The organism is Sporosarcina sp. P1 (genome assembly GCF_002743155.1).
GTDB classification, from domain to species: Bacteria; Bacillota; Bacilli; order Bacillales_A; family Planococcaceae; genus Sporosarcina; species Sporosarcina ureae_B.
Genome location: NZ_PDYS01000004.1, coordinates 123,163 through 139,139 on the forward strand (window position 1 = coordinate 123,163; position 15,977 = coordinate 139,139).

Sequence of the window (15,977 nt, forward strand, 5' to 3'; positions counted from 1 at the left end):
TACTAGTTTTTTGTAAGCATCTTTTCGTTGAGTAGATAGTGACTGTGTTTTCTCCTCTATTCTATAATAGTTGGCCTGCCTACCGAACAGGTGCGGTAAGTAGTACGTCCATCTCCTCTTTATTCCGCTCAGCCAATTCCTCTAATAACCGGTTCCTTATCATCGTATTTCGATAATTCGCTGCTTCCAGACAGTAAGATTAAAAGAAGCAATACCAAAGAGAACTTCACAGATTTTAACATCCAATCACTCTTTCCTTACCGTTCACTTCATCAGACCACATTAGATTTTTTCTCTGAATAGACAAAGAATACACCTACATCCAACAGAATAACCGGTGTAAATCCTGTAAATTTCAAGAGGTTATTGATTCCTAAGAAATAATACGAGATAGGTAAGAACGTAATCGCACTGATTAGCATGAAGAACCAGGAACGTCGCGAAATTCCGTATACCATGGTGACCATCGAGACAATAAATGAAGCGTACCAAAGAATCAGCATATAATCCCCTCTCTTTTATTCTTTCCTCTTATGATCCACACTTTCCATCACTTTACTGTACTTTCTTTTCAACGTCATCATACCACCAGAATTTTCTGTCTCTAGCGATGCAAAACTATTTTAACATCTCTATTCCAGAATACACTTTTACTAATTAAGATGTTATATGGACACAATCAAGATAAGGCAGTGGATTTTTGGACAAAGAAAATCGGGGTTATGGTGATTTGATGAAGATAATGGTTATAGGAGCATCTTGCATGAACATACTATACGTTACATTCGCTACTATTCGTGTACTTGGTAACCGCTTGCGATTATAGGATGAGTTCAGAAAAAATAGCGTAGATTGAAGCGTCCGAGTGCAAACACCATTCATCTTCACTCAACAAACCAGACAAATTATTGAACAAAAAAACGCCACGGCATCTACATACCACGACGTTTCATTTCTTCTTCAAGTAGTTTAATAAATGCTGGCTCTACACGTATTTCCTTTGTACGCTCATAGGCCTCGAGCAACGCTGCGTTTGATAAATTCAACATAAGGCACCTACTTTCTTGTTTATTAACTTTGTTTGCTTACCAAACGCCTTACATTGGAACAGGTACCAGGTCCCCACACAATTACACTATCCATACTTACCTACTGCGTGAATAATGTTTTTTAGCTATTTCTTGCTTAAATCCTCTTTTGAATATTTCCTGCACGTTGTTGATTGTGACATACGCTTCTTCATCTATATGCTGTAAAATACGTCTGAGGTGAACGAGTTCTGATTGATTGATGATCAAATATAGAATATCTTTCTTTTCCAATGTGTAGCCGCCACGCCCCTCTAGGATGGTGACACCTCTTCCCATCGTAGTTAGTAGCTCCTGTCGAATGACTTCCTGGTGATCAGAGATAATCATTACAGCTTTTCGATCATCTGCTCCATCAACGATTTTATCAATCACAATGGCGCCAACATAGACAGCTACTAATGTATACATAGCCTTTTCTTTTCCTATAACGTAAACCGAGAGTAAGATGACTGCGATATCAATGACGAGTATGGATTTACCTACACTCCAGCCAAGTAATTGAGACATCAGTCTGGCTAAAATCGTTGTTCCTCCAGAGGTTCCACCGACTCTGAAAATAATTCCAAGCCCTCCGCCAACGAACACCCCCGCAAACAGCGCAGCTAGGAACGTATCATGGCTGAATGGTACTCCCCAATTGACGGTCAGTTGCAAAAATATCGACATGAAAACTGTCGTGATTAGTGTATAGATAAACGCCTTTTTATCCAAAAACTTATACCCTACTAAAATTAAGACTAAATTCAAAACAAGACTTGCTACTGCCGTTGACCAATTGAATACATAATGTGCGATAATGGAAAGCCCGATTACACCGCCTTCAGATAGCATGTTAGGAATAGCAAAGTAGTTAATTCCAATCGCAAAAATCAAAGAGCCGAAAACCAAGGCAACATAATCAATCCACCTTTGCTTCATTACTCCACCCTTTCTATTTCTTCATGTAATTAGTATGATCCATGCGGATGAACTGTTATAAACATAAAATAGTCCCCACCTATTGTTAGATGAGGACCATTAGATGAATTTCTCGCATCAAGACAAGAAGTGTTCTTTACCCTTTACTATTCTATAGAAGTTAATTAGTTGTTGCGGTTAAATAATGAAAAGACACAGTAGTGCACCTATTAAAGGGTATTCTCGCTACCCTATTCATCTCTACCCACTGATTTATCAATCAATACTTTTAGAAAACGATAACACGGATCGCATCAACAGTTCCATTCTAGGAAGGAATGTATTCAATTCCATATACTCATCGACCGCGTGCCAGTTGCCGCCCACAGGACCCATTGCACATATAGTAGGGATTCCAATTGATGAAGCAAACCCTGCATCCGCAGCTCCTTTAGTTTTCTGCTCAGTTATATTCAGTGACATTTCTTGCGCACTTTTTTTCACAATTTCATAAAGATGCGCTATGCCATCGTTATATTCCATCGGTAAAATACTCACTCCACCTGATAAGGTACTTTTCGTCCCTGGAATATAGGATGTATTTACAATTTCTTCAATTCCTTTATACAGTTCATCGAAATCTTCCGTTTTCCAAAATCCTGAATGGATCGTAGCTGTAGCATGTGGCGATACCATATTATTGCTGACACCACCCTTAATGATGCCAATATTAACGGTTACATCTTTATCATTCTTCATTAGTTCTTTGATTTTAATCATTTTCAACGCCAGTTCATCATTCGCGCTAATCCCGTTTTCAATGAATGCGCCAGAGTGGGAAGCTTTTCCTTCTATCTCAATCTTTAGATGCGCAGAACCTTTTCGCGCGGTTACAACTGAACCATCGGGGCGTCCTGCTTCAAGGTTGAAGACAGCTAATGCATCTTTAGCTCTCTCTTCAATAACTGCTCTTGAGATCGGAGAACCGATTTCCTCTTCCGGTGTAAATAAGATTTCAATATCGCATAAATCCTTAGCAGCAAACTCCTTAAGCGCTGTTGCTGCATAAATCATCGTAACTAGGCCAGCTTTCATGTCTGACACTCCAGGCCCGCGTAGAAGATTCCCCTCTACGGAGAAAGGTCTTTCTTTTGTCGTTCCATCCGGATGAACGGTATCCATATGACCCATCAATAAGATTTTTCCATCTTTCGAACCTTTAATCGTAGCGATTATATGGTTTCCGAATTCCTCATTTTCTCTTACTGCATAAGGAATTCCTTTGCTATCTAGCAATCCCATAATCTTCGAAGCTACATTATTGACTCCTACTTTATCGTAAGAAAAACTATCGGTGTTCACAATCGACTTTAGAAAATCCAAAGCCTCTTGTTCATTTTCTTCCAGATATTCGGTAAGCTTTGTCATTACTTGAGTGCTCATCATTCAATCACTTTCCTTTTCTAGTTTCCTTGCTAACGTATATTTTTTGAATTCATTAAATATAATTTTTCCAAAGACGAGGATTGTAATGATTAAAATGACCGCACTTACTGGTCTAGTGAAGAAAATACTCAAGCTTTCTTGGGACAATAACATAGACCTTCTGAAATTCGTTTCTGCAATAGGCGCTAGAATCATTGCTAACAGTAGAGGTGCTAATGGTAATTCGACTTTTAGCATCACATATCCCAACAAACCAAAAATCAGCATAATCATTACATCAAACATTGAATTTGCGATAGCATATGAACCTAATACACAAAGAACCACAATCACCGGCATTAAAATCCCTTCAGGTATGCGTAGTAACTTAGGGAAGATCTTAGTGGCACCAAGCCCTAATACTAGCATGAAGATATTGGCTACAATTAAAGCCATGAATATCCCATAAATCACATCTGCATTTGTTGTAAATAGCATCGGTCCTGGCGTTAGCCCTTGAATCATCAATGCACCAAGCATTACAGCTGTGATAACATCACCGGGAATACCTAATGTCAGTAGAGGTACTAATGCTCCACCTGTTACTGCACTATTGGCAGATTCAGTGGCAGCCAATCCATCTACGTTTCCTTTTCCAAACTTTGTTTTGTCTTTCGAAGCACGCTTCGCTTCATTGTACGCAACGAAAGAAGCCACACCTGAACCTGTTGCTGGAATAATCCCTATAAAAGTTCCAATCACTGAAGAACGAAGTAAGTTAAACCAGTTTCGTTTTAAATCTGATATTTTCAAGCCGATAGAAGTAGATCCAATTTTACTCCTGAGCTGTTCGCCCTTTCCTTCCACCCTTGTTAGAACTTCTGAAATCGCGAATAATCCAACCAACGCAGGTACAACATTAATCCCATTTAATAAATCCACACTGCCAAACGTAAATCTTTCTGTTCCTTTTACCGGATCTAACCCGATAGATGCAATGAATAAGCCTATTAAACCTGCAATCACACCTTTTAATAATGATTTACCTGAAACACCTGCCACTATCGATAATCCAAATAGAGCTAAAGCAAAGTATTCAGGCGGTCCGAATGTCAGGGCGAATTTTGCTAATTGCGGTGAAACTAGGATTAGCACCACGCAACTGAATATTCCACCGATAACAGATGCTACTGTTGTCATAGTCAAAGCTTTTTTTGCTTCGCCATTTTTAGTCATGGCTGGTCCTTCCAACAACGCTGCCGCTGCTGCCGCCGTTCCAGGCGTCCCTACTAGGATTGCAGTAATTGATCCAGCGTAAACAGCACCAACATATACCCCTAATAAAGCACTAAATGCGACTACAGGTGGTATGCCAAAGGTGAGCGGTATTAATAACGCAAGACCCATTGTCGCTGTAAGTCCAGGCAATGCTCCAAATACAATCCCCAGTGCGACTCCTGCTAAGTTAGCAAGGAGCGCGGCTGGTGCCAAAGCGAATAGTAATCCTGCAAGAATTTCTGGGGACACATAATCCCCTCCTTTTTAAAGTTTAAGGTAATGGAATTTTGAAAAGGAAAGTAAACACAAAATATAAAACAAAAGGTAATAGTATAGATGTTCCGATCAAAACGGGAATCTTCCGAATTCCAAATAACCATTGCCCAATAAAAAGGAAGATGATGGTAGATATAATGAACCCCGCAAGAAAGAACAACGCAATATAACCAATTAACAACAGAATGAAGAAAGCAACACCAAAAATCATCTTTCCGCTAATCGTTATTATTTCTGTACTGCGTTTGAACCTCAGAATTGCGGTCAAAAGTAAGAGCACAGCTGTAATCATCAATAGAAGAAATATTAATCTCGGAAAGAAATCGGGTCCATACTTAGTCGTAGAATCTACTGCTAACTTCGCTGAATAAAAATAACCGATCACAGAAAACAACAATAGAACAATACCTGTAGAAATATCACTAACTTCTTTTTTCATAGATTCCATACCACCTATGTCGTGTTATTTTAATTTAACGACTGAATTACTTTTGCATTTTTTTCGTTTTCCACTAGTACTTTTTCTTTAAACTCATCAGAGTTTAGGTATTTAATTGGAAGTCCTGCATTTTCGAATTGCTCTTTAACTTTGTCATCTTCCAATGCCATTTTGATAGCCTCATCCAACGTATCTACAATTTCTTTAGGTGTATCTTTAGGTGCCATAAAGCCAAACCATGCTCCTTGGCCGACCAATTCATATCCTAATTCTTTGAATGTAGGAACGTCAGGCAAGCTTTCCAATCTCTCATCTGTAGTCACTGCTAGAATTTTGAGTGCATTACTTTCCGCGTGTGGAATAATCTCAGAAATAGTATTAACAGCCGCGGTGATATGATTACCAAGTAGCGCACTAACTGCTTCTGCTCCTCCATCGAACGGGACATGCTCCATTTCCACATCCGGGAGTTGGTTCAAGAAATCTGACGTAACAACATGTTGGTGAAGTCCAGCTCCTGTTGTTCCATAAGTTGCTTTACCAGGGTTCTCTTTTGCAAATTTCAATAAATCTTCCAATGATTCAATACCGGAATTTGCATTAACAGCTATGCCATATGGAGCTTCCGAAATCTGTGCTATCGGATAAAAATCTTCCGATACGTTATATCCAACTTCATTTGCATTTGGTGTCAGTGTTGATGGTCCTACTGCTGTCAAAATAATAGTATAGCCATCTGGTTTAGAACCTTTCAGTGAGTTCATACCTGTCGCACCAGCTGCCCCCGGCTTAGATACGACATTGACCGTTTCACCAAGTTGTTTTTGAAGGGATTGACCGATCAAGCGTGCTTGTACATCCGCACTACCTCCCGGACCATATGGTATTACCAAACTAATTGGACGTTTCGGGAAATCCGAACCATCCTTTGAAGCGCTTTCATTTCCCGCCTCTTTAGTACAAGCAGTAAGAATAACAAGTGCCAATGTAAGGAATAGCACGGTGAACCTTTTACTATTTTTCATCATATATTTCCCCCTTATTTTCATTTTTAGTTTAATTTTCTACCTTTTCCGCCATGAATTCCTCATCAAGCTTTCAGAAGATTTAAACATAGTGTTATACTATATCTATATCTTATAAATGTAAAATATATATAAAGTGTATTCTATATACCTTTTCCCTATATATAAATAGAGGAGATTATTGACTATGAATATTCAAAAACTAAAATATTTTATAGCAGTCGTTGAGTATGGAACTATTTCAAAGGCTGCCATAGCACTCAATATCACTCAGCCCCCGTTAAGTGCATCCATTAAAAGCTTCGAGGAAGAACTCGGCGTTGATTTATTCAATAGAGTTGGCAAAAGAATGCATCTTAATACTACTGGAGAGTTGTTGTATGAACGCGGGAAAGAGTTATTAGCCTCTACAGAAGTAATTACTCAAGAAATTAACGAACACCACCAAGGCCAACGAGGCCATGTCACAATAGGTTGTTCAACCATTGCTAATCTCACTATTATTCCTGAGGTAGTCCATTATTTTAATGAACATGACATTCCTATAACCGTTCATGTCAAAGAAGGGAATGCCGCTTATATTTTAGACCAATTACGTCACCATAAAATGGATATAGGGATATTACGTAATGTGTTCAATAAAGAAGATCTACATGCAACAGCTTTACTATCGGAGCGATTGTTAGTCGCCCTCCCTCCATCTCATCCTTTGGCCAAAAACAAATCGGTTACATTGGAAGAATTAAAAGATGAAAAGTTCTTTTTGCAACATACAACTTTTGGTCATGGAATCTCAGACGATATCTTGGAAGAATGTCATCTTCGTGGATTTAGTCCTAACGTCATTTATTGGGGAACCGAAACACTACCTATGCTTAGTATGGTAAAAAGAGGCATGGGCATAGCTTTTTGCCCGGAAGCCTTCTCGAAATTAGAGGGATTCAATCCGCCTCCACTTTTAGAGTTATCCGATCCCATTATTCACTCAAAATTAAATTTGGTCATATCAAAAAACAGCGTAAAGAAAGCGGCAACAGAACATTTCATTAAAGTTACAAAAGAAATTTTAAAAGGTTTGGATATTCATTAAATATCCTTTATGTTAAACGTATGTAAAAGGTATCGAGAAAACATGAATATACACTCCCCTTTTAACGTTGTATTTTTAAAGATTGTGCTATTACACAGTGAATAATGAAGGAGAATATGCGGGTGCGGAATTAATTGAATCAAAATACGTGTAACGTTGAAATTCTCCTCGAAAAACCTATTTTCAGTTATATGCTACAAAAGTGGATATACTACGTATTGAAATATGTAGTGGCTAATTGATATTCAACAAATAGGCACTTAGATTTTATACATGTCCAGTTGTATCCACTAAATACAAGAGTAAAAGGAGAGAGAATAATGATTAATAAAATCGGTCAAATTATGTTATATGTACACAATCAAGATGAGGCAGTGGATTTTTGGACAAAAAAAGTTGGATTTATTGTAATTTCAGATGAAGATAACGGTCAAGGAATGAGATGGATTGAAATAGCTCCAACAAAAGAAGCTGAAACCAGTATGATCCTTCACAACAAGAAAATGATTGCTGAAATGCAGCCAGAAATGAATCTTGGCACTCCTTCTTTAATGTTTTTCTCAGATGATCTCGAAAAGTTACATAGCACCTTGTCTAATGAACATATCACAGTCGGGGAAATGGTAACTATGCCTTCGGGAAGGGTATTTAACTTTGCCGATAACGAACAAAATTATTTTGCGGTTATGGAAAAGAGTCAATAACCAATAGAAGTGCGTTGGGTTAACATACTATATGTTACATTCGCTTCAATTCGTTTACATGGGAAACGCTTGCGATTGTCGGATCAGTTCAGAAGCTAAAATATAGTTGGTTGGAACATGTCCGAATGCAGTTAGGATTCATTCTGATTCAACAAACTGGATATTTCATTGAACAAAAAAACGCCACGGCATCTACATACCACGGCGTTTCATTTCTTCTTCAAGCAGTTCAATAAATGCTGGCTCTACACATATTTCCTCTGTGCGCTCATAGGCTTCGAGCAACGCTGCGTTTGATAATTTTAACATAAGGCACCTACTTTCTTAAATTAAAGTTTTTTGCTTACCATACCCCATAGTAAAGCACTTAAAACATTACGTGCATTAATAGTATAATTTTTTTTGCACTCACTTAGTTGATTAGAGCACTTCCAGCTATAGAGCAAATCAATGGGTTCCAAACACCATCACTTTACCAAGCACTAGTGTAAAATACAATGAATATACTAAAAGATGGTATAATATAACTCATTATTCATTGTATTGAGGGGGTTTTAAAATGACACATGCAATCGATATAGATAGCAAAACGAAACTTACTGAAGGCATAGAATCATTACTAGTAGGACATGTGGTGTACACATACACAGACAACAACAAGTATATAGAACATGCTACTTCATATGTAGCGGAAGGATTGGCTAAAAATCACATCATTCTGTATGTAGATCAACCAACAAATTTTGCTTCCGTTAAAGAAAACCTTAGAAATTCCGGTTATTCGGAAGAGCAAATGGATAATATTTATTTTGTTGATACCGAAATAGCATATGAAACGCACGAAAGTTTCAATGCCGAGGCTGTTTTAAAGAATTTAAATATTTTTTTTGATTCTCATGTGATAGAAGGAAGCGTACTTCGCGTGTGGGGATTGGCGACATGGCGGCTTCAGAATAAAAAAACGTTAATTCCTTCTATAGCATTACACGAATATAACTTTGACGATTTTTTCTCTAGAGTAGCGAACATCGCAAAGAATTACATCATTGTGTGTGCATATGATGGTTTATCTTTATCTGCTTCACTCTTAATTGAACTTTTGCAAACCCATGAATACCATATGACGGATACAGATTTCTCACCTTCGCATTTATATAAAAAAGGGCCTGTTCATTATACAGGGATAGCAAAACAACTGCAGTTTGAAAATGAACTACGAAACCATGATACGCGTCGAGATAAATTAGACATCACCGGAAAATTAGCTTCTATCATAGCCCACGAACTTCGCAACTCTCTTACTGTCGTTCAAGGTCGTTTACAATTGTTGGATCTAACTGCTGGTGATCGTAGTGAAGCAAGTCAAACTCAACTTGACGGTATCAATAAAGGTTTACAAGAAATAGAACAAACCGCATCTAAATTCTTATCCTTAGCTGAAACACATGTAGTCAATCAAAAGGTGATCAATATTACGGAATTAATCGAAGTGGTGAAGGTTCAGATGGAATCGGATATGGATATGAAAGCCATTGATATGCATGTGAAATCGGATAATACTAAGATGACTATTTTTGGAGATGAATTAAAAACAAAACAAGTATTTATTAATTTAATCAAAAATGCGATGGAGGCTATGGAAACCGGAACCATCATGCTTCATGTGAAAGACGATCATGATCACATTACTATTGATGTTTCCGATAATGGTCCAGGTATCCCTGATGAAATCCTAAGTCAAATAGGGGATCCATTCATGTCATCAAAAGTAGATGGAACAGGGTTAGGATTGTTAATCTGTGAAAAAATCATTAGAGACCATAATGGAAACTTATTATTAAATACTGAGGTTGGAAAAGGGACGACCTTTACAGTTAGTTTGCCGAAATCATAACTAGGCATAAAACGTTGAATGCCCCCTTTTATAAAAATATTTTCACACATTCACTTAAATGATCGAAACGAAAAAGAAGCTGAAGCCATTTCATGCTCCAACTTCTTTTTATCTTTGGATTTTCTAAATCTGTATACAGCTAGTACGTTCAAATAATGACATTCAACAAAATACTTAACGTAATAATACTAAGCAGCGTAGAAATCAACGTAATCATCGAAACCAGTTCTGGCTCGGTATCAAATTCAATTGCATACATAGTCGTCGTGGCCGCTGTAGGCATTGCTGAAATGATAATGAGGACTGTCCCTACTAGAGGATCCATACCTACGAACAGTACGAAAACAAAAGCAAGTATAGGCGCTATGACCATTTTCAATACTACGCCTGAAATGACCACTTGCCAATTTGGCTTCTTGCTAATAACAGATCCTAGTTGCATCCCTAGCATGATCATCATCACAGGAATCGCGGCATCTCCGACCATGGACGTCGTAGACATGATCGATTCCGGTACGGATATCTTGAAGTACTGGAAAATGAAAGCGAAAATCGCAGCATACGTTGTCGGCATTTTAAAGACCATTTTTATGGATCGACCTATGCCACTCGTACTGCGTGACGCGTAATATACTCCGAAGAAATTATTTTGCAGTGATTGAATCACCATGATGAATATTGCATAAGGTAGCGCTTTTTCCCCTAAACTGAATAACACGACTGGCAAACCATAGTTCCCCGAATTCATAAAACCCGTGGCCAGTATAGAGGCACTTTCTACTTTTTTATCCCATTTAAAGATTTTCGCAATCACCTTGTTCAGTAAAACCATCGCATAAAAAAGTGCAAACATATAAATCAGGATCGTCATATAACTCGAATTAAAATCAGCCTTATATAATGACGAAAAGACAAGAGCAGGCGATAGTATGTAAATCGAAAGTGAAGAAATTGATTTAATGTGTAAGCCTTTGACTCTTTGTAATATGAATCCTACTATGAATACTGAAATAATCGGTAAAATAACTGTGAAAAATAATCCCATTTCTACACCTCTAACGATCCTATCATTTCTATGTATGTCGCTTTGATGAATTACAAAGCCACCCTACAGATACAATACTAATAGTAATCTTGTGAATTGTCTCTTTATATGGAATTTAAATTTGTATTGAACGAGAAAACTACATGCAAAAGAAGTTACAGCTCTTGTTTTTGAGATGTAACTTCTTATTTGTAATCTCATATGATGCTATTAGTTTTATTTAGTAAGTGTTAAAACACCTTGTTCCCCTTCAGTCATGCCCCCACCGCCACCCGATACAGCACACGCTCTCCTGCTTTTGCATGGCCCACATATGCGGGGTAATTAATGATCTCTTTCTTATGCTCATACAGGCATTCTTCGGCACCCGTTTCCATAAAGGTCATGCGGTTGATCATCAATCGGTCCGCTCGTGTAATGTTGCATTGTTGTTCGCGAAATAATTGTTCATGTAGTTGGTAGACATCCAATGAATGCTCTGCCAGATAAAAAGCGTACCAATCATCGGGGCCGTCCATAACAAATAATTTCACTTTGCCGATATTCAAGTCGTTTTTCTCCATCATTCGCTTAATTTCCACTTCGTCGAATTCGATTGCTTGTAGTTTTTTACTGTCATCCTGGAATGTCACTTGGTCTTTCAGTAACGCCCAGTAGATGCTGTGGGCTAAGTGTGATAAGTCCATTTCTAGTGCGTAGTCGAACATGTCTTGAACGGTGATCATCTGTTTTCTCCCCTTTTGTAGTACTCTTTATCGTAATCATATAGCTTGCCAGTTTCTTTGCTGTATATGGCCGTGATCGTGCCGGTCGGTCCATTGCGGTGTTTGGCAATATCGATTTCCAGTAGATTCGTTGGCGCTTTGTCTTTTTCGTAATAATCTTCACGATGGAGAAGCGCGATAACGTCGGCGTCTTGTTCAATATTTCCTGAATCGCGCAAGTCACTCATGACGGGATGTTTGTCGTGCCGCATTTCAGACGCTCTTGATAGCTGCGATAAGACGACGACGGGACAGTCGAACTCTTTTGCCATCGCTTTTAATTCATTGCTGATTTGTCCGATTGCTACCGTTTGATTGTTTACATTGCCTTCAGGACGGATGATTTGTAAGTAATCGATGAATAGGATCGGTCGTTTCGTCGGGTTGGTTTTGATGATATACCGAGCTTTTGCTTTGATTTCTCTGACTGTCATACTGCTTTTGTCGTTGATGTGAATCCCCGCCCCGTTCAAGTGATTCAGCGTTGGTGTCCATCGATCTTTTTGTGGTTCGGTGAAATATTCATACGGGTCGCGCATTCGTAATCGATTGTATTCACCTGTCGAAGCGATCATTCGATCAATCATTGTGTTACGATTCATTTCAAGCGAGAAGACGATCGGCATATGTCCATCTTTGCTGGCTTGCAGTGCGAAGTGATTGAGCACGTCCGTCTTTCCCATAGATGGCCGACCCGCGACGACGATGTACTCACAGTCTTGGAAGCCGTTCAGGATTTTATCCAAATCAATTAGTCCTGTCGATATGCCAGGCTCTGTTTGATCGGGCAAGAACGGTCTTTCAAATTGAGTGATTAGATAGTCCGATAATATAGTCACCTCTCTACCGCTATTCAGTTCATCCAGTTCTTCTAGGGCATGCACTATGTCATCCGTGCTCCAATCATGCTCAATCGCTTGCTGTAATATCCGTGCCGTTTCTTGCTTTTTCCATTGGTCGATGATCATCTCTTCGTATTCATCAAAACGTACGACATTCGCAAATCGTTTGAGCCCATATACGTAATTGATTCCTCCTAGTTCGCTCGGCTCTCTCCTTGTCAGAACGGTAATATAGTCTACCGGTTTCCCTTCTTGCGCCAATTCCCGCATGACCGTGTAGATCGTTTGATGGACATGCCCCTGGAAAAATCTTGCTTGCATGTGGCTATCGAGAATTAAATAATTTTCTTCAAACATCGCACCTAGTAAGCTTTTTTCAGCAAATTCGTAACTCATATGCATTCTCTCCTTTTTCAAAATCTAATATGGGTGACGCATAGGCTTCCAATCCGATCGATCGAGCCATTTCAGATGGAGCTTCATTCAAGTAATTCTCAAATTTCTCTGCTTTGAATAATGTGGACGGTTGCAAGTAATTGCGAAATTGCGGATGATGTAGCCATTGCGCCGCCTTGGTATCGATCACTAGTTTGAAATCGTCCAGTGTGTAGCCTTCTTCGATACGCTCATGGAGAAGGTCCATCGTCGTATTCGTATTATGCTTGAATCGCTTGAACGCTTTTTCGTTTAAATACTCAATGACAGAAGAAATAGTGGCGAGATCTTTCTCACTATATATTTTTTTCTTTGTAGTCTGTTTAAGTTCTTTGGTTATTGCTGGGAGTGAAATGTTCTCCTCAGACAGAGGTTTTTGTTCGACTCGATCGACCGTTTCTGTCTGCTCGAAGGGTACAAATTCGCCGCACGTCTGTGACAGCTTTTCGTAATCAATGCGATACCATTTCGTTCGATCCATAGGCATTTTATTGTATGCAGAAGTAATGATCAGTTGGTCTGTTTCCAATTTTTTCACTAGCCTCTTTACCACATGCATCTTCCAACACGGGAACTCACACGTCCACTCTTCATACGTGTTATACACCCATCTATGGCCTTCGTTATAGTTTTTAGATATTTGCAATCGGTAATGCAGTTGCTGGAGAAACAGTGCTTCATTCGTCCCCACTATAGCTGCAAACTGTGGTGAAAATGGTATTTTAATATCTTGGGTTTTTCGTTTCATTGCTTTGCGCCTCCTGTTTAGATGCTTGATGATTTGCCCTTTCATTAGTCATATAGAAGAATTATTCAAAAAGGATACTGATTTTTTATTTTTATTTTTATTTTTATAAAGTTGAAAATTGCACACAAAAAAGAAGTTACAGCTCGTGTTTTGAGCTGTAACTTCTTTTTTTGTATGATCTTTTGACCATATATAGTATTTACTGAACTTTATTTCCAATTGACTGTTGGATTTTTCGTTACGCAATCTATATGCACATTCGTTTTAATCTTTCCGCCAAATGTATGATTGGAACCAAATGCGACGTGAATCGTTTCATAGGCTTTTTCATCTTCAAGAATATTGCCGGTTAAACGAGCTGCATGGTTTGTCCCAATACCTAGTTCGCATAAGTATCGTCCGTCTCCATCGCCTAACAATTCCAGTAATTCCCTTCCACTCTGTCCACTAGCGTCGATTAAGCGGCCTTTTTCTATCGTTAACACAATAGGCTTCGCCACTAGCCCAATACCTGAAATCGATCCATTTATTTCGATTGTTCCTACTGCCTCACCTTCAAGCGGTGCAATATATGCTTCACCAGACGGGAGATTGCCAGACGCGGCTTTTCCACGGAATACCCCTGTACTTGGCACTCCATTACGACCGTTTACTGGAATGACTAGCTCATGTGCAGCTCCCGTTTCAATAATGACCATATGGGCATCTGTTAATTTGTCTGTCATACTAAGCGTTTCTTTTTCTACACGACTGTAATCTGCAGACATTGCACCATTTAAGAACATATCTTCTGTAATACCTGGCATCGTGATCACGCTGATTCCATGAGTATTAGCATTCTTTCTAGCGACTGTATGAGTCAATGAATGTTTCGTTAAACAGAACACTAAATCATACTTCAACATTTCATCTGCAGCTTCTTGCGGTGGTTCCTCTCCAGACCTAGTACGATCTTCCATAAGATACGTGCGTACTTTCCAGCCATCTTTTTGCAACGCATCTGAAAACTTCTTACCCAACTCCTCAGTACTCATATCCATCAGCACCAAAGCATTAATGTCTTTTGTCACTTCAAAGTTATTTACCATTAACGTAGAAACTGTTTCTTGAAAGCTTTTCAATCTGCTACACCCTTTCTTTTTGATAAATATACACTATATAACACAAATACTAACGCAATAAACGTTCCCGCTCCTACTGGCTCATGCAATAGGAAATAGCCTAATAAGATCGTCGTAATAGGCATTAAATACGTAATCGATAGTGCAAAAATTGCTCCACCTGATTTTACTATATAATAAAACAATAAATTCCCTACACCAGAGTTGACCCCGCCTAGTAACAGAAACCAATAGACGTTTTGGCTGTCTGTAAATCCTTGTAGACTGTTAGCATCCACCGCCAACATAATAGGACCTGAAAAGAGAATACCCGCTGTCATGGAACAAAGAGAAATCGTCACGACTGAGTACATCGTTAAAAACTTCCCTGTTAAAACAGACGATAATGCATAAAAACTTACCGCTAAGAGTAGTACAATCGCACTCCCTATTTGGAAGCTCTTCGTCTCCGCTGAACCAATTGCAAAAGCGATAAAAATCCCTGTAAATCCAACTATGACACTAATAACAGCTGGCTTTTTCACTCGTTCTCTTAGTAAAAATATAGTGATTAGCACACCAAAGATTGGGCCAGTGGCATTTAATACAGCACTGATTGTCGTGTCTAAGTTCTGTAGACTGATGCTCATAAGTATCCACGGAATTCCTGCACTTAGTAAAGGTATGCCCAATAGGAAAGGGACCTTATCCCATGTAAACTTTCCTTTTCCTTTTTTCGTTAGATAGAAAGGTAATAACGTCATCGCACCGAATAAGCAGCGGTAAAACACAATAGACACGGGATGGAAGTCTGGCAGCAATAGCTTGGTAAAATAAAATGTTGAGCCCCACAGTATACTGAGCAAAAATAAAGCGATAATTGGCATGTTACTACCCCCCATGTAAAAAAGACCCGGAAAACCG

At 38.8% G+C, this 15,977-nt stretch carries 17 protein-coding genes; 3 read left to right on the forward strand and 14 right to left on the reverse strand.

Annotated features, from left to right (window positions below; all coding sequences use genetic code 11):
• Positions 1-272: 272 nt before the first annotated feature.
• The 7 genes from CSV73_RS06840 to CSV73_RS06870 all read right to left on the reverse strand — a co-directional run bounded on the left by CSV73_RS06840 (position 273) and on the right by CSV73_RS06870 (position 6,434).
• Positions 273-503 (reverse strand): hypothetical protein, encoded by a 231-nt coding sequence (locus tag CSV73_RS06840; protein WP_099626984.1) that lies wholly within the window; start codon positions 501-503, stop codon positions 273-275.
• Positions 504-932: 429 nt separating this feature from the next.
• Positions 933-1,049 (reverse strand): sporulation histidine kinase inhibitor Sda, encoded by a 117-nt coding sequence (sda, locus tag CSV73_RS06845; RefSeq protein WP_099626985.1) that lies wholly within the window; start codon positions 1,047-1,049, stop codon positions 933-935.
• Positions 1,050-1,145: 96 nt separating this feature from the next.
• On the reverse strand, positions 1,146-2,009 hold the full coding sequence (locus CSV73_RS06850) for a YitT family protein (RefSeq protein ID WP_099626986.1): 864 nt from the start codon (positions 2,007-2,009) through the stop codon (positions 1,146-1,148).
• A gap of 255 nt (positions 2,010-2,264) precedes the next feature.
• Positions 2,265-3,434 carry a M20 family metallopeptidase gene (locus CSV73_RS06855; RefSeq protein WP_099626987.1) on the reverse strand — a complete coding sequence of 390 codons (1,170 nt, stop codon included), beginning with the start codon at positions 3,432-3,434 and terminating at the stop codon, positions 2,265-2,267.
• Entirely contained in the window at positions 3,435-4,940 is a 1,506-nt protein-coding gene (locus CSV73_RS06860; protein WP_099626988.1) for a tripartite tricarboxylate transporter permease, read from the reverse strand.
• A gap of 22 nt (positions 4,941-4,962) precedes the next feature.
• Positions 4,963-5,406, reverse strand: a complete 444-nt coding sequence (locus CSV73_RS06865) for a tripartite tricarboxylate transporter TctB family protein (RefSeq protein WP_158232299.1) — start codon at positions 5,404-5,406, stop codon at positions 4,963-4,965.
• A 29-nt stretch (positions 5,407-5,435) separates the two neighbouring features.
• Complete coding sequence (locus CSV73_RS06870; protein WP_158232300.1) at positions 5,436-6,434, reverse strand: Bug family tripartite tricarboxylate transporter substrate binding protein; 999 nt, start codon at positions 6,432-6,434, stop codon at positions 5,436-5,438.
• 184 nt (positions 6,435-6,618) lie between these two features.
• Here CSV73_RS06870 and CSV73_RS06875 point away from each other — a divergent pair, with 184 nt between their 5' ends.
• Positions 6,619-7,521 carry a LysR family transcriptional regulator gene (locus CSV73_RS06875; protein ID WP_099626991.1) on the forward strand — a complete coding sequence of 301 codons (903 nt, stop codon included), beginning with the start codon at positions 6,619-6,621 and terminating at the stop codon, positions 7,519-7,521.
• Between the two features lie 320 nt (positions 7,522-7,841).
• Complete coding sequence (locus CSV73_RS06880; protein WP_099626992.1) at positions 7,842-8,225, forward strand: VOC family protein; 384 nt, start codon at positions 7,842-7,844, stop codon at positions 8,223-8,225.
• A gap of 192 nt (positions 8,226-8,417) precedes the next feature.
• Here CSV73_RS06880 and sda (CSV73_RS06885) read toward each other — a convergent pair whose 3' ends face one another.
• Positions 8,418-8,534 carry a sporulation histidine kinase inhibitor Sda gene (sda, locus tag CSV73_RS06885; RefSeq protein ID WP_099626993.1) on the reverse strand — a complete coding sequence of 39 codons (117 nt, stop codon included), beginning with the start codon at positions 8,532-8,534 and terminating at the stop codon, positions 8,418-8,420.
• Between the two features lie 250 nt (positions 8,535-8,784).
• Between sda (CSV73_RS06885) and CSV73_RS06890 the strand changes: the two genes are divergently transcribed.
• Positions 8,785-10,119 (forward strand): ATP-binding protein, encoded by a 1,335-nt coding sequence (locus tag CSV73_RS06890; RefSeq protein ID WP_099626994.1) that lies wholly within the window; start codon positions 8,785-8,787, stop codon positions 10,117-10,119.
• Positions 10,120-10,267: 148 nt separating this feature from the next.
• On the opposite strand, the gene CSV73_RS06895 is transcribed toward CSV73_RS06890, so the two are convergent.
• The 6 genes from CSV73_RS06895 to CSV73_RS06920 form a co-directional block, all read right to left on the reverse strand.
• Positions 10,268-11,164: an AEC family transporter gene (locus CSV73_RS06895; RefSeq protein WP_099626995.1), complete on the reverse strand. Its 897-nt coding sequence runs from the start codon at positions 11,162-11,164 to the stop codon at positions 10,268-10,270.
• A gap of 254 nt (positions 11,165-11,418) precedes the next feature.
• Positions 11,419-11,889, reverse strand: coding sequence for a hypothetical protein (locus tag CSV73_RS06900; protein ID WP_099626996.1), 471 nt, complete (start codon positions 11,887-11,889; stop codon positions 11,419-11,421).
• Positions 11,886-13,166: a replicative DNA helicase gene (locus tag CSV73_RS06905; RefSeq protein ID WP_158232301.1), complete on the reverse strand. Its 1,281-nt coding sequence runs from the start codon at positions 13,164-13,166 to the stop codon at positions 11,886-11,888. The genes CSV73_RS06900 and CSV73_RS06905 overlap by 4 nt, the downstream gene beginning before the upstream one ends.
• Positions 13,147-13,953, reverse strand: coding sequence for a conserved phage C-terminal domain-containing protein (locus CSV73_RS06910; RefSeq protein ID WP_158232302.1), 807 nt, complete (start codon positions 13,951-13,953; stop codon positions 13,147-13,149). Before CSV73_RS06910 ends, CSV73_RS06905 begins: the two co-directional genes overlap by 20 nt.
• Before the next feature lie 209 nt (positions 13,954-14,162).
• Positions 14,163-15,074, reverse strand: coding sequence for an aminopeptidase (locus CSV73_RS06915; RefSeq protein ID WP_233202847.1), 912 nt, complete (start codon positions 15,072-15,074; stop codon positions 14,163-14,165).
• A complete protein-coding gene (locus CSV73_RS06920; RefSeq protein WP_158232303.1) occupies positions 15,071-15,940 on the reverse strand; it encodes a DMT family transporter in 870 nt (289 codons plus the stop codon). The genes CSV73_RS06915 and CSV73_RS06920 overlap by 4 nt, the downstream gene beginning before the upstream one ends.
• Between the last annotated feature and the right edge of the window lie 37 nt (positions 15,941-15,977).